At 69.7% G+C, this 14,189-nt stretch carries 10 protein-coding genes; 7 read left to right on the plus strand and 3 right to left on the minus strand.

Translation table 11 applies throughout. The features are described 5' to 3' along the window. Nucleotides 1–44 precede the first annotated feature (44 nt). From ACG83_RS12595 to ACG83_RS12615, 5 genes are all read left to right on the plus strand, one after another. Nucleotides 45–1,349, plus strand: a complete 1,305-nt coding sequence (locus ACG83_RS12595; protein ID WP_054566287.1) for a hypothetical protein — start codon at nt 45–47, stop codon at nt 1,347–1,349. Continuing rightward, complete coding sequence (locus tag ACG83_RS12600; protein WP_235497847.1) at nt 1,346–2,068, plus strand: Uma2 family endonuclease; 723 nt, start codon at nt 1,346–1,348, stop codon at nt 2,066–2,068. Before ACG83_RS12595 ends, ACG83_RS12600 begins: the two co-directional genes overlap by 4 nt. 108 nt (nt 2,069–2,176) lie before the next feature. Continuing rightward, the gene (locus tag ACG83_RS12605) at nt 2,177–3,754 is read left to right on the plus strand and encodes an AAA family ATPase (RefSeq protein WP_054566605.1); all 1,578 of its coding nucleotides are present in this window, start codon (nt 2,177–2,179) and stop codon (nt 3,752–3,754) included. A gap of 40 nt (nt 3,755–3,794) precedes the next feature. Further along, nucleotides 3,795–5,045 (plus strand): hypothetical protein, encoded by a 1,251-nt coding sequence (locus ACG83_RS12610; protein ID WP_054566288.1) that lies wholly within the window; start codon nt 3,795–3,797, stop codon nt 5,043–5,045. A 726-nt stretch (nt 5,046–5,771) separates the two neighbouring features. Then, nucleotides 5,772–6,401 (plus strand): hypothetical protein, encoded by a 630-nt coding sequence (locus ACG83_RS12615; RefSeq protein WP_152991355.1) that lies wholly within the window; start codon nt 5,772–5,774, stop codon nt 6,399–6,401. 813 nt (nt 6,402–7,214) lie between these two features. On the opposite strand, the gene ACG83_RS12620 is transcribed toward ACG83_RS12615, so the two are convergent. From ACG83_RS12620 to ACG83_RS12630, 3 genes are all read right to left on the minus strand, one after another. Then, complete coding sequence (locus ACG83_RS12620) at nt 7,215–8,417, minus strand: acyl-CoA dehydrogenase family protein (RefSeq protein WP_054566290.1); 1,203 nt, start codon at nt 8,415–8,417, stop codon at nt 7,215–7,217. A 62-nt stretch (nt 8,418–8,479) separates the two neighbouring features. Continuing rightward, nucleotides 8,480–9,658, minus strand: a complete 1,179-nt coding sequence (locus ACG83_RS12625; protein WP_054566291.1) for an acyl-CoA dehydrogenase family protein — start codon at nt 9,656–9,658, stop codon at nt 8,480–8,482. Beyond that, complete coding sequence (locus tag ACG83_RS12630; protein ID WP_054566606.1) at nt 9,655–10,527, minus strand: amidohydrolase family protein; 873 nt, start codon at nt 10,525–10,527, stop codon at nt 9,655–9,657. Before ACG83_RS12630 ends, ACG83_RS12625 begins: the two co-directional genes overlap by 4 nt. Before the next feature lie 523 nt (nt 10,528–11,050). Here ACG83_RS12630 and ACG83_RS12635 point away from each other — a divergent pair. Both ACG83_RS12635 and ACG83_RS12640 read left to right on the plus strand, forming a co-directional pair. Then, a complete protein-coding gene (locus ACG83_RS12635) occupies nt 11,051–12,745 on the plus strand; it encodes an acyl-CoA synthetase (protein WP_054566292.1) in 1,695 nt (564 codons plus the stop codon). Then, nucleotides 12,732–14,189: an aldehyde dehydrogenase gene (locus ACG83_RS12640; protein ID WP_054566293.1), complete on the plus strand. Its 1,458-nt coding sequence runs from the start codon at nt 12,732–12,734 to the stop codon at nt 14,187–14,189. The genes ACG83_RS12635 and ACG83_RS12640 overlap by 14 nt, the downstream gene beginning before the upstream one ends.

A 14,189-nucleotide genomic window follows, 5' to 3' on the forward strand; every position in this document is an offset into this window, starting at 1 on the left:
GTGGGCGCCCGGGACCAGGATGGGCAGTCAATACGATCGTCGACATGTCGCCGGTGTCGCGTGGACGCAAGCCGAAGAAAAGCAGGAAGCGGCCCGCCGGCCGTCCCGGCTCCGGGCAGAGGTCGGGGGCTGGGGGCCAGCGTGCCGATCCGGACTGGCCGACGGTTCTCGCACATCTGCGGTCCCGGCTGCGGCGCGGCGAGGAACCGACCTGGTTCCAGCCAGCGATCGAGGAGATCCTTGACGACGCCGGTGTCGTGCTGTCCGCTGACGGTCCGCGGGCGCTGGAGGAGACGACGTCGACTATGCTCGGCCGGCAGCTGCGCCTCGCCGTGCGCGATGAGCTCGGCGGCAAGTTCGACTGGTGGCTGCTGGAGGTCATCGCCGCGCTGGCCGAGCACGCTCGCGGTGAGCTGGAGGCGGGTAGCGATGGGTGGGAAGCGCCATGGCGCCTGCTGTACGGCATCGCCTCGGTCGCTGTCCCGCCGCTCGCGTTCGGCGCGACGAGCGCGCTCCGGAGCCTGGTGCCGCACCTGCTCGGCGTGGCGCCGGAGCTGTCCTGGCTTGATGCGCTGCTCGAGATCGCCGCGACCGGCGAGGTGTGGAAGATGCGGGATGCGTACGGAACCCGCCTGGCGGTGATCGCCGGCTTCACCTACCCGGGCGGGCTGGACCCGTCGGTGTTCCTCTTCGATATCGACGCCTGCGGGGTGGTCACGATCGCCAATGCGGGCGTGCACGATGACGTCGCGCAGGCCGCCGCTGCCTGGCGGAGGTATGCCGGTGAGCCCGCCGCCGGCACCGAGCCGTGGCCTGTGACGACGGCCGACGACCTGGTGTGCCTCGTCCAGGCGGACCAGGACGAGATGGAAGTCGATGGTGACGAGTCGGATTCCGCATTGGACAACTGGTTTCGGGCACTGCGTCGCGGCATCGACGTGGCCGATGCCTGGAAGCGGCGCGGGACACCGCTGCCGGCGTGGAAGTCCCTGTACGGCGACGCCGACCCGGAGCCGACCGTCGCGGCGTTCACCACCTGGTACACCGCCCGGCACGGCGAGCCTCCGGACGTCGAGGCAGCCGACCTGCTCGCCGGGGAATGGCTTGACGGATGCCTGCCGGAAGCCCGGCACGGCGCTTCGCCGCACCGGGTCCGGTACTTCCGGGAAGTGATGGGCGACTGGACGACCGATCCGGTCACGGCCGACGCGAAGTCGCTTTTCCCCGACTGGATTCGATGGAACTGCGAACAGGCGGGGGTCTCCGACCGTCTCACCGCCATGTCCGTCGCTGCCGCCGAGGCTCAATCCGTGCAGTTCCACCAGGACGGGTCGGCCTGCGCTCCGTGACCAGACGGGACCTACGCTGGGCGTGGGCGGTTCCGGCCAACGGGACGGTCGGGCCCGCCATGGTTCATCCCACCGAGGAGGCGATGGTGTCGACGGCGCTGCCGGAGGACAGCTGGCTGCGTGCCCTGCGCCCGCAGCCCGCCCGGGTGACGGCCGCCGAGTACGAGGCATTGCCCGAGGAGATCGCCCGGGCGATCGAGATCGTCGACGGCTATGTCATCTTCTGCGAGGCGCCGACCCCCGAGCACCAGACAGCGGGTCGGAGGCTGGCCAATCTACTGGAGCGGCACGCCCGGGATGCGGTGCGATCCGGCCGGTACGGCTGCCTGACCGTCAACAACGACGTTGACCTGCGGCTTCGGGACGTCCCGCTACTTAACCGCCGACCGGATGTCATCCTCTATCGTTGCCTGGACCGTTCCCGCGGCGAGCGGCTACGGGCGGAGCACGCCCTGCTCGTCGTCGAGATAGTCTCGCCCGGCTCGGAGACCCAGGACACCACCGACAAACTGGGCGAGTACGCCCGGGCTGGTATCCCGCACTACTGGATCACCCGGCTCGACAACGACGGGGTGACCAGCATCGAGCGTTTCGCGCTCGACCACGCCAGCATGGTTTACAAACACCTCGGCACCGTCATGAAGGACGAGGCCGGCCTCCCACCCGAGGTCACGAATCCCATTCCGCTCACCATCACCTGGTCCGACCTGACCTTCTGAGCTCGTGGTGTTGTCGCATGGCCAGGGCGGCCAGGACCGTGACGGCGGCTACGTAAGGTGGTTGTCCGGGCAGGTGAGTGGCATCGGTCCCGGCGGTCGGGGGTGACGGTGAGTCGACGGTTCAACACCGCGGGTCCGTGTCGGCCCGGAATCGACTACATGGTTCCGGCGGCGGCGCGGCTGCCCGAGGCGCTGGGCCTCGTCGAGCAGGAAGGCTACTTCGTCGTTCACGCGCCCCGGCAGACGGGCAAGACGACGACGCTGGAAGCACTCGCCCGTGAGCTGACCGCCGCCGGCCGGTACGCCGCGCTGCTGTTCTCCTGCGAGTCCGGGCGGGCGTGGGAGGACGACATCGGTTCGGCGAGCCGTGCGGTCCTGGAACGGATCCGGGCGGAGGCCGAGCGGGTACTGCCGCTGCCGCTGTGGCCTCCGGCCTGGCCCGAGGCCGCGGAAGGATCTTTGCTCGTAGCAGCCCTGACCGCGTGGGCGCAGGCCTGCCCGCGGCCGCTGGTGCTGTTCGCCGACGAGATCGACGCGCTGCGCGGGCAGTCCCTGATCAGCGTGCTCAGCCAGCTGCGGGATGGTTACCGCGGTCGCCCTGGCAGCTTTCCAGCCTCGGTCGCCCTGTGCGGTCTGCGCGATGTCCGCGACTATAAAACGGCTTCCGGTGGTGACCCCGCACGGCTGGGGACGTCCAGCCCGTTCAACATCAAGCTGGAGTCGCTACGGCTGGGCGACTTCACGGCGGACGAGGTGCGTGAACTCTACGGCCAGCACACCGCCGAGACTGGGCAGGAGTTCACCTCGGCTGCCGTCGACCGAGCAGTCGAGCTGACCGCTGGCCAGCCGTGGCTGGTCAACGCGCTCGCCCGTGAGATCGTCGAGAAACTCGCGGTCCCGCCCGCCGAGCCGATCACTGTTGACCATGTGGAGCAGGCCAAGGAACGGTTGATCCTGGCCCGTGCCACACATCTGGACTCGCTCGCGGCCAGGCTCGCGGAGCCGCGGGTTCGCCGCGTCCTCGGCCCGGTGCTCGCCGGGGACGTCCTGACGATCGAGCCGTATGACGATGACATCGCCTACCTGCGCGATCTGGGCCTGATCGCGCAGGATCCGCCGGTGCGGGCCGCCAACCCGATCTACCGAGAGGTGATCGTGCGGGTCCTGGCCAGCCGCATTCAGGAAAGCGTGATCGCCGACCCGCGGTCGTTCGTGCGCCCCGACGGCACCTTCGACCTGCCGAAAATGCTCAGCGAGTTCACCGAGTTCTGGATGGAACACGGCGAGTTCCTCACCTCTCGCGACTATTACCACGAGGCCGCACCCCAACTGGTGCTCATGGGTTTTCTGCAGCGGGTCGTGAACGGCGGTGGCAACGTCGACCGCGAGTACGGCGTCGGCACCGGGCGTACAGACCTGCTGATCCGCTGGCCGCACTTCGCCGAGGACGGCACCCGCCGCCTCCAGCGGGAAGCTCTCGAGCTCAAGGTGTGGCGCGAGGGCCGGGCCGACCCGCTGCGCGCCGGCCTGCGCCAGCTCGACGGTTACCTCGACCGCCTGGGCCTGGCCACCGGAGTTCTCGTAGTCTTCGACCAACGCCCGAACGCCGCCGACATCGTCGAGCGCACCATCATCACGACCGCAACAAGCCCTGCCGGACGCACCATTACCCTGGTCCGGGCGTAGTCACGCCCTCAACTGCCGAGTACCACTCTGGGAGCCGGAAATGGATGACGATATTCGGCTGATAAGTGACGGCGACGGCCTGGCGGTCATCGGAAGCCCGGCTGCGGTCGATCGCTTTCTCGTCTCCGAAGGGCTGCCGTCGAAGGACCTCGGACTACCAAGGCTCGGATCAGCCCTCCGCGCCGCGGCGGGTGCCGCGCAGGCGGGCTCCGAGGTCGCAGCCAACTCGGGGCGCTGGGTGAAGCTGACTGAAAAATCTGCAGAGGCTCTCAAGAAATATGAGCCGATGAAAGGTTCGACGGCCGGTTCCAGCCGCGGTATTTTGATGGACAATGGAAGGATCAAGGGGATCGTCGAGTTCGCGAGGACGCCCGGAGCATCGCTGACCAATCCGGCATTTCTGGCTGGTGCCGCAGGTCTCATGGCTCAGCTCGCGATGCAGCAGACCATGGATGAGATCACCGACTATCTCGCCGCGATCGACGAGAAGGTCGACGACGTGCTCCGTGCCCATAAGGACGGAGTGTTGGCGGACATGGTCGGAGCGGGCTTCGTTATCGAGGAGGCCATGACCGTCCGAGGGGAGGTGGGTCGGGTCTCCGAGGTCACCTGGTCGAAGATGCCCGCTGCGTCGATGGCGATCGCGAAGACCCAGGCCTACGCGTTGAGGCAGCTCGACGCGCTCGCCGAGAAGACGGAGCGTAAGACCAGGATCGGTGATCTCGCCAAGGCGTCCAAAGACGCCGAGGCCACGGTTCGGGAGTGGCTCGCTGTGCTGGCTCGGTGCGTCCAGCTGCAGGACATGATCGCCATTATCGAAATCGACCGCGTGCTCGATGCGTCCGCGGATGAGCTGGACCGGCATCGCTGCGGACTTCGGGCCGCTCGGAAGAACCGGTTGGAGATCATCACGCATAGCACTGAGCAACTGATCGCGCGCGTCGACGCGGCTGTCGGCACGGCGAACACGAAGGTGCTGCTGCACCCGAACGCGTCGCCGGCTGCGGTGCAGTCGGGTAACGATGTCGCGATCGCCGTCGTCGACTTCCAGACGCGGCTCGGGATCGCGCGCGGTCGGCAACCGTTGGACGCGAGACGGTGGGCGGACGCCGCCGCCGAGGCGAGAGACAAGGCGCTCGAGACAGGAGCGGTAGGCGTGGATGCCGCCAGGCGCCTCGGTATCGAGACATTTGAGCGGAGCAGATCGGTGACGGGCAAGCTCTCGAACGGGATCGCCGAGCGAGTGCGCCGTCGCCGCGGGCACGACGACCGCCGCGACGAAGAAGCCTGAATCGGCCGGCGCGATGCGCCGGCGTCGGATGGTCCGCTCTCGGCGGCCGGAGGCTACAGCCGCGGGTCGACCGGCTCGGACTCCAGGGCAGGTAACCGCGAACACGCATTCGCGGATACGCCACAGCGGCCTGCGAACGGCTTGACCAACATGGCCCTCGCCGCCCACGGCGGCCAGTTCCTCCCACCACCGCCTTCCGGCGGCCACCGACTCCAGGTCGCCCGGGTCGATCCGGCCTGGTCGGGCGAGTGGCGCCTCGATAGGCCTGGGAGTTTGGACTCCTGAATTTATAGGAATGCCCGCGAGCTGGATGTCGGTGGCGTACCGTAGTGGTGAGGTTCGATTTCTTCCGGCCACCGTCATCGGGCGGTCTAGACGCGCTTCCCTCCTTCTCGCCGCCGCGATCGGTGAAGAGATCATTTTTTTTGGGGAAAGTCCGGTGGCTGGAGTTCGTGCTGACCGTCGCGTACCTGGTTTTCCTTCGACCGGATTTGTCGAGGTGTTCTGGTGGGTGAGTCAACCTTGCATAACAAGGCATGTGAGAATGCAACCCAGGCGTCCTGCGCGTGTGCGCAGTGCGGTGGATCAATGCACGGTTTTACTGGCTGTATCAATCTCTCTCGTGGTCCGGAAGAGGAGCGTCGGAGGCGACTCGAGAAATTTCGTGGAAGCCTGACGACAGTTCCCGGAGGCGCGTACCTCAGGCGTACGAAGGGGAATCGGGAGGTGGTGGCAAAGATTTGTGGGGTCGAAATATCTGAAGGTGTAGCTGTCAGCTCTCGAGGTGGTGGAGCTGGCCCGGACGCCGATCAGGTGGAGGCCATCGCAAATCTCCTCACCCGGGATGTCTGGCCAGCGGTGAGGGATGACATCGATGAAGCCGCCAGGGGGTCCGGTCTTGACCCGAAGGTGGTTCGGAAGGATTTAGCAAATCACGGCTGGTGCGACCTGATTGTGGGTATTATCCGATTTCTCGAGGCGGCTCAGGGTGTGGTGGGAGATATTGAATCGGGCGCCCGAGGCTTCGTTGTCCGTGCTGTGCTGCAGTCGTCGGTGCAAGGCAGGCCTCGGCAGCTCGACGAGAGAGTCGTCGAACTTCTTGTTGGCAAGGTGTGCAATGTGTTCTTCGAGGCGCTCAAGCAGGCTTTGCCGCCGTTGAACGTCCTGACGGACGAGGACCTGCTCCGCGCCCTACGAATCATCGCAGTATTCATTTGCCCGGGTCTCTCGACGCATGCCGAGGTTCGTGAGCATGCGCTCGCTCCCCTGGAGAAGGACGGCCGAGGGTACCTGACGGAACAGACCAAGGAGTCCCTCCGCCAGGTTTTCGTTGACGCGGTGCCGAAGGGGGCCTAGTCCGCCGACGGTGGCTTCATCGTGCCCCGCCACCGCCTCGGAGTTAGCAGGGCACGCTCGATGTGTCGCGCTGCCTGTCGCCGCGTCGACGGTCACCGTCCCGCGTCGTTACCCCGCGTGTGCCCGGACGGGTGTGTGTTTTCGCGTGCCCGCTCCGCCGTGCGGACCGGCTGCTCCGGTGCCCCTGGGCAAGGTGACAGCAGTGTCTGAAACCGGAGTTATCTCTCACGATGACATGAATGAACTTCAGCCCTGTAGTGTGATCCGGACCAGTGACCCTGCGCTACGTGGCCCGCCCGGAGGTCGCCGCCTGTCCGGGCGCTGCGTGGGGACGTCCAGCGGCGCACCAGGAAAGGCCCGCCGAGTGCCCCGCAGTTGCTCGGCGTGATCTGGGCGTTCGTGACCCGAGCGGCACCGCCGGGCTGCCAGATGGGCCCGTCCCGCGCCGCGTGGCGACCGGCGAGCATTGCCGCTACAGGCACTGACCGTGCTCTCGGTGCCTCCTCCGAATCCAGCTGTCGAGGGCTTGACACCCCCGCGAGGAAAGCGGTGTCAACGCGCGCCGAACACGAGACACGACTGGCCCCTTAGCCGTCGGAACGGGGCAGTCGCGCCCATACCGAAAGCTGACCACTGCCGTCAGAAACGACGAAGGCCTTTCGCGTCACTCTCGACCATGCGACGGCCTGACGGCGTCGAACGAGAGAAGGCCCGACCACCGAAGGCCGACCGCGACGCGGCACCGGTCGTCGCGCGATGCGGCGGCGGGAGCACCACGACCTTCTGCGCCAGGCGGCGCCGTTGGCAGCGTGTTCAGCGGGGGAGGCCCAGTCCCCGTTCGGCGATGGCGTTGCGCTGGATCTCGTCGGTGCCGCCGCCCAGGCGCAGGCCGGGGGCGAACAGCAGCCGTTCGATCCACGGGGCGGACACCTCGTCGTCGACGACGGTCGCGGCCATCCCGAGGATGGTGGTCGCGGCGTCGGCGCTGAGGCGGGCGTGCTCGGAGTAGAGCAGTTTCGTGGTCGGGCCGGCGGCGGCGACGGCGTGGCCGGCGGCGATGCGGGCCCGCAACAGGTCGAGGGTGCGTTCCCGGATGGCGGCCTGGGCCAGCAGGTCCCGCACGACCGGGTCGCCGTCGCAGCCGAGGGTGCGGGCCAGGCCGACGAGCTGGGTGGCGGAGCGGGCGCTGGTGCCGCCGCCGATCGCGGCGCGTTCGCTCGCGAGCATCGTGCGCAGCACGGCCCAGCCTTCGCCGGGGGCGCCGATCAGGCCGTTCTCCGGCACGTGGGCGTCGTCGAGGAACACCTCGTTGAAGTGGTACGCCCCGGACATCTGCCGCAGCGGGCGGATGTCGACACCGGGCTGCCCCATGGCCAGCAGGAAGCAGGACAGACCCGCACGGCCCTCCTCCCGGCTGCCGGTACGCGCGATGAGCAGCGCGTACTCACTGCAGCCGGCGTTGGACGTCCACACCTTCTGGCCGGTGACCGACCAGCCGCCGCCGTCGACCGGGGTCGCCCGGGTCTGCACGTTGGCGAGGTCGGAGCCGGCACCCGGCTCGGACAGCAGCTGGCACCAGCTGTTCTCGCCGCGCAGGATCGGCGGCAGGAAGGTGGCGCGCTGCTCGTGCGTGCCGTGCCCGAACAGCACCGCGGGCACCATCTCCAGGCCGACGGCGAACATCTTCGTCGAGACGCCCCAGCGGGCCTGCTCCTCGATGACGACCTCGTCCTGCCAGTCGGGTGCGCCGTGCCCGCCGTACTCGGGCCGCCACGAGCGGCCGGCGAGGCCGGCGTCGAAGAGCCTGCGCTGCCACGCGCGGGTCACGGAGATCGCGTGCTGTTCCTGCGCGCGGTACTCCTCGGCGGTGGCGGCGCTGACGATGTGTACCGCGGAGAAGTCCTCCGGTGAGCCCTTGCGTGGCGCGTTCGCGGCGAACCACTCGTGGACACGGGCCTGGAACTCCGACCGCTCCTCGGCGGGCAGGTCGGACACCGGGGCGGCTGGGTTCGGCATCGGGTCTGCGCCTCCGCTGGGATTCATGACGACGGGCGTTCGGGAGATGTGCGGGGGCCTGCTCAGGCAGGGAGCGCGGGCTGTTCGGGGAGCTCGGCGAGCAGTACCTGGGCGAGGCGCTGGCGGTGCTGCGCCGCGTTGCCGAACAGCTGACGGGAGCTGTGGGCCCGCTTCAGGTAGAGGTGGGCCGGGTGCTCCCAGGTGAAGCCGATGCCGCCGTGCACCTGGATGTTCTCGGTGGCGGCGGTGACGAACGCGTCGCCGCAGCAGGCCTTGGCGAGGCTGGCCGCCGCCGGCAGCTCGAGCGGGCTCTCGGCCGCGGCCCACATTCCGTGGTAGGCGGCCGAACGCGCCGACTCGACGGCCAGGTGCAGGTCGGCGAGCTTGTGCTTGATGGCCTGGAACGCGCCGATCGGCCGGCCGAACTGGACCCGGGTCTTCGCGTAGTCGACTGCCATGTCCAGCACCCGCGACGCGGCGCCGACCTGTTCGGTGGCGACGGCGATCGCGGCGAGGTCGAGCACCCGCTGCAGGGCCGGCCAGGCCGTGCCGTCGGTGCCGAGCAGGCGGGCGGGGGCGGCGGTGAAGGTGAGGTCGGCCTGCCGGCGGGTCTGGTCGAGGGTCGCGCGCGGCTCGCGCCGCACCCCCGGGGCGTCGGCGGCGACCGCGAACACGCTCAGGCCGGCGTCGGTGCGGGCCACGACGAGCAGCAGCGCGGCGGTCTGCCCGTCGGGCACGAACGACTTGCTGCCCGTGACGGTCCAGCCGCCCGCGCCCGAGCCCGCGCCCGTTCCCGCGCCTCCGCCCGGGGAGGCCGTGCAGGTGACGGCGTCGGGGTCGTCCCAGCGGCCGGTGGACTCGGTGAGCGCGAGGGTGGCCAGCGTCGTCCCGTCGGCGATGCCGGGCAGGTAGTCGGCGCAGGCGCCCTCGTCACCCAGCTCGAGCAGGGTGGAGGCGGTGAGGACGACAGTCGACAGCAGGGGCGCGCACAGCAGCGCGCGCCCCGCCTCCTCCAGGACGATGCCCAGCTCGACGAATCCGCAGCCGGCGCCGCCGTACTCCTCCGGCACCGCCAGCCCCGCGATGCCCAGCTCGGCGGCGAGCTGATGCCAGACGTCCGGGTCGTAGCCCTCGGCCGTCTCCATGAGGCGCCGGACCTCGGTCTCCGGCGAGTTCTTGTCGAGGAAGTCGCGGACCGTCCGGCGCAGCTCGTTCTGCTCGTCGGAGAAGGCGAGGTTCACGGGGTCTTCCTGTCGATGTCGCCGAGGTCGGTGTCGCCGAGGCCGAGAACGCGGGCGGCGTTGTGGCGCAGGAACTTCGGCCACACCTCCGCCTTCAGGGGGACCTGGGCCAGCTCCGTCATGATCCGGTCGAGGCTCAGCCCCATCGGGAAGTAGCCGCCGTAGATGATTTTGTCCGCGCCGCGGGTGTTGGCGTAGTCGATGATGTTCGCCGGGTAGTAGCGCGGCGAGAAGGCGCTGGTCGAGTAGTAGAGGTTCGGCCATTTGAGCATCAGCTTCACGGCGAGGTCCGTCCACGGCTCGGCGCCGTGGCGCATGACGAAGACAAGCTCGGGGAAGTCGTACATCACCTGGTCGATGAGCTCGACCCGCTGCACCATGGACGGGACCCGGGGGCCGGCGATCCCGACCGAAACGAAGACGGGGATCTCCAGCTCGACGCACTTGGCGTAGATCGGGTACATCTGCGGCGCGTCGATCGCGACCTGCGGGGAGACCCCGTGCGGGAACAGCGAGACGGCGCGGACACCCCATTCCTCGTGCATGCGGACGAGGGTGCGCAGCCCCGCCATCCCCTGGTTCGGGTCGCAGGTCCACGAGGCGACGAACCGGCCCGGGTGTTCGGTGAGCGCACGCTGGGCGACCTCGGTGTTCGCGCTCAGGCTGATCAGCGCGACGTCGAGGCCGTGGCGGTCCATCTCGCCGAGCACGAGGGCCACCGGGTCCGCGTCCTGCGCCTCGTGGGTGGTCGGCACGTCGTGGAACATGTACGACGCCGGCATCACGAAGTCCTCGCGCGACTCCTTGTCACGCAGCACCGACCGGATCTGCCGGTACAGCGCGGCCGGGTCCTGGGGGAGCCCCACCATCGTGTCGATCACGCCGAGGCCGAGCGGCCAGGGCTGGCCGTGAGTGGCCGGAGCGGCGGGGGACGGGTGCGCGGAAGCCACCTTGGACACCTTCCGTGACGTGATGCCGTGACGTGATGCCGTGACGTGACGCCGGGACGTGCGGCGGCGACGTGATGCCGGGACGTGCGGCGATCGGTCGTGCGGCTCGTGTGGCGATCGGGTCGTGCGGCGGTCGGGTCGTGCGGCGATGTGATGCGGGCCGGATATGTGGTGCGGTCTGGATATCTGGTGCGGTCTGGATATCTGGTGTGGGCCGGCTGTGGTGCGGGCCGGACCGGGCTCACGATAGCCGCCAACCGGTCTCGATGTCGACATCGATATCAAGGTGCGTTACGCTCGCTCCCGCGACGGCGGACCGATCTTTCGTGGCCCTGCCCCGACGCACCGACCAGAGACCGAACATCCCATTCCCACGCCGTCCACGTCCATCACGGTCGGGGGACCAGCACCTCGCCGGTGAGGCTGGAGGACACGAGGACATATGCAGCCCAGCGGCTACGTGGCAGATCCCAGCGGCTACGCGACCTACGATCCGGACCGGCCCGCGCTGGTCATGGCCCGCGGTCGGCAGGTCATCACCTATGGCGCGCTCAACGAGCGGTCCGCCCGGCTGGCCCGGCTCCTGAGTGACCGAGGGCTGGTCGCCGGCGACGTCGTCGCGCTGCTGGCGGAGAACCATCCGCGGTTCATGGAGGTGCTGTGGGCGGCGGTGCGCTCGGGCCTGTATCTGACGGCCATCAACCGCTACGGCACCGCTGAGGAGATCGCCTACATCCTGCGCGACTCGGGGGCCGGCGCGCTGGTGACGACGGCGACGCTCGCCGCGACCGCGGTTCCCGCGGCACGTGAGGTGCCGGATTGTGCTGTCCGTCTGATGATCGACGGCGTCCGGGAGGGTGCCGTCGGCGGCGGCGCCGACGGGTTCGAGGCCTACGAGGCCGCGATTGCCGCGGTGCCCGCCGAGAGCCCGGAGCGGCCGGTGCTGGGCGAGCTGATGCTCTACTCCTCGGGCACGACGGGGCGGCCGAAGGGGATCAAACGGCCGCTGCAGGAGCTGGACGGTAGCGTGCCCATCGTGGCGAAGGGCGCACGGATGTGCCGCAGCCTCGCCGGCATGAACGAGCGCTCGGTGTATCTGTGCCCGGCGCCGCTCTACCACGCGGCCCCGCTCGGCTGGGTGCGCGGAGCACACGAGCTGGGCGCCACCGTGGTGATCATGGAGAAGTTCGACGCCCGGGAGATGCTCGAGGTGATCGAGCGGGAGCGGGTCACCCACCTGCAGGCGGTGCCGACGATGTTCGTCCGGCTGCTGAAGCTTCCGGAGGAGATCCGCCGGCGCTACGACCTGTCCAGCCTGCAGCGGGTCCTGCACGCCGGAGCGCCGTGCCCGGTGCCGGTGAAGCGGCAGATCATCGACTGGTTCGGCCCGATCGTGACCGAGTACTACTCCGGCACCGAGGGCGCCGGCATGACGGTGATCTCGTCGGCGGAGTGGCTCGAACGCCCCGGGTCGGTCGGCCGGGCGTCACTGGGCAGGATCCGCGTCTGCGGCCCGGACGGTGCCGAGCTGCCCGCCGGTGAGACGGGCTCGATCTACTTCGAACGCGAGGACACCGTCTTCGAGTACCACAACGACGCGGAGAAGACGCTGTCGGCCCGCCACCCCGAGCACGCCAACTGGCTGTCGCTGGGGGACATGGGCTACGTCGACGAGGACGGATACCTCTACCTCACCGACCGCAGCGCGTTCACCATCATCTCGGGCGGGGTGAACATCTACCCGGCGGAGATCGAGGCCTGCCTCACGATCCACCCGGACGTCGAGGACGTGGCCGTCTTCGGATTGCCCGACCCGGAGATGGGCGAGTACGTGCAGGCGGTCGTCCAGCCCGTCGCGGGGGCGGAGCCGACACCGGAGCTGGCCGAACGGCTGCGCGCCCATGTCCGGGCGCACCTCGCCGGGCCGAAGGTGCCGCGGGTCGTCGACTTCGCGGCGGAGCTGCCGCGGCTGCCGACCGGCAAGCTCTACAAGGTCCCGCTCCGCCAGCAGTACCTCGACCGCCTGGCCGCGGAGCCACCGGCCACGGTGCCACCGGCCGCGCAAGCCGGGGCGCCGGCGCCGGCCGAAGACGTCAAAGAAGACCACGAAGTGGAGGAGAGCGGTGAGCGCGCGTAACGAGCTCTACATCGACGGGCGCTGGACCGCCCCGGCCGGCACCGAGGTGTTCGAGGTGATCTCCGCCGGCAGCGAGGAGGTCATCGGCTCGGTGCCGGTGGGGCAGCGCGCGGACATCGACCGGGCCGTCGCCGCCGCCCGCGCCGCCTTCGACTCCGGGCCGTGGCCCCGGCTGGACCCGTCCGAGCGCGGCGCGGCACTGGGCCGGCTGTCGAAGGCGCTGCAGGCGCGCTCCGAGGAACTCGCCGTCACGATCAGCCAGGAGAACGGCACCCCCGTCGCCGCCGCCCGGCTGGCGCAGGTGCTGATGGCGACGATGACGCTGGACTACTACGCGGGCCTCGCCCCCGAGATCGCCTTCACCGAGACCAGGGCGGGAATGCTCGGGCCGACCGTCGTCCGGCGGCGCCCGGTGGGGGTCGTGGGCGCGATCGTGGCCTGGAACGTGCCGCTTTACCTGAGCGCGCTCAAGCTGGGCCCGGCGCTGCTCGCCGGCTGCACCGTCGTGCTCAAGCCGGCGCCGGACGCCCCGCTGTCCCTGCAGATCCTCGCCGACGCCGCTGCGGACGCCGACCTGCCACCCGGTGTGCTCAACGTCGTCCCGGCCGACCGGGACGTCAGCGAGTACCTGGTGACCCACCCGGGCGTCGACAAGATCTCGTTCACCGGCAGCACCGCGGCCGGCCGGCGCATCGCCTCGCTGTGCGGGGAGCTGCTGCGCCCGGTGAGCCTGGAGCTCGGCGGCAAGGGCGCGGCACTCGTGCTCCCGGACGCGGACCTCGGCCGTGCGCTGCCCGGGATCCTGCAGTACGGATTCATGCTCAACGGGCAGGCCTGCGTCGCGCAGACCCGCATCCTGGCACCCCGTGACCGCCACGCCGAGCTGGTCGAGGGCCTGCTCGCGGCGGTCGGCGCGCTGAAGGTCGGTGATCCGCTGGACGAGGCCACCGGGCTCGGGCCGCTGGCCAGCGCCCGGCAGCGGGACCGGGTCGAGGAGTACATCGGGATCGGGCGGGACGAGGGCGCCAGGCTGGCCCTCGGCGGCGGCCGGCCTGCCGGGCAGGCGCGCGGCTTCTTCGTCGAACCGACCGTCTTCACCGACGTCGACCCGGCGATGCGGATCGCCCAGGAGGAGATCTTCGGCCCGGTGCTGACCGTCATCCCCTACGACACGGTGGACGACGCGGTCGCGATCGCCAACGGCACCCGCTACGGGCTGGGCGGCACGATCTGGACGTCCGACGTCGAGGCGGGCTACGCCCTGGCCGACCGGATCGACGTCGGCGTGCTCGGCGTCAACATGTTCATGCTCGACAACGTCGCGCCGTTCGGTGGGGTCAAGGATTCCGGGATCGGCCGTGAGCTGGGCCCGGAGGCACTCGCGGCCTACCTGACCTACCAGACCGTCAACCTGCCGGCCGGTTCCACCGCGCCAGGAGCGTGA

Source organism: Frankia sp. R43 (assembly GCF_001306465.1).
GTDB lineage: Bacteria > Actinomycetota > Actinomycetes > Frankiales > Frankiaceae > Parafrankia > Parafrankia irregularis.

Bases quoted from the DNA above. Each gene is read 5' to 3' on its own strand.
- ACG83_RS12635 (WP_054566292.1), top strand. From the start codon at position 11,051: ATGCAGCCCAGCGGCTACGTGGCAGATCCCAGCGGCTACGCGACCTAC.
- ACG83_RS12630 (WP_054566606.1), bottom strand. From the start codon at position 10,527: ATGGTGGGGCTCCCCCAGGACCCGGCCGCGCTGTACCGGCAGATCCGG.
- ACG83_RS12620 (WP_054566290.1), bottom strand. From the start codon at position 8,417: ATGCCGAACCCAGCCGCCCCGGTGTCCGACCTGCCCGCCGAGGAGCGG.
- ACG83_RS12610 (WP_054566288.1), top strand. From the start codon at position 3,795: ATGGATGACGATATTCGGCTGATAAGTGACGGCGACGGCCTGGCGGTC.
- ACG83_RS12595 (WP_054566287.1), top strand. From the start codon at position 45: ATGTCGCCGGTGTCGCGTGGACGCAAGCCGAAGAAAAGCAGGAAGCGG.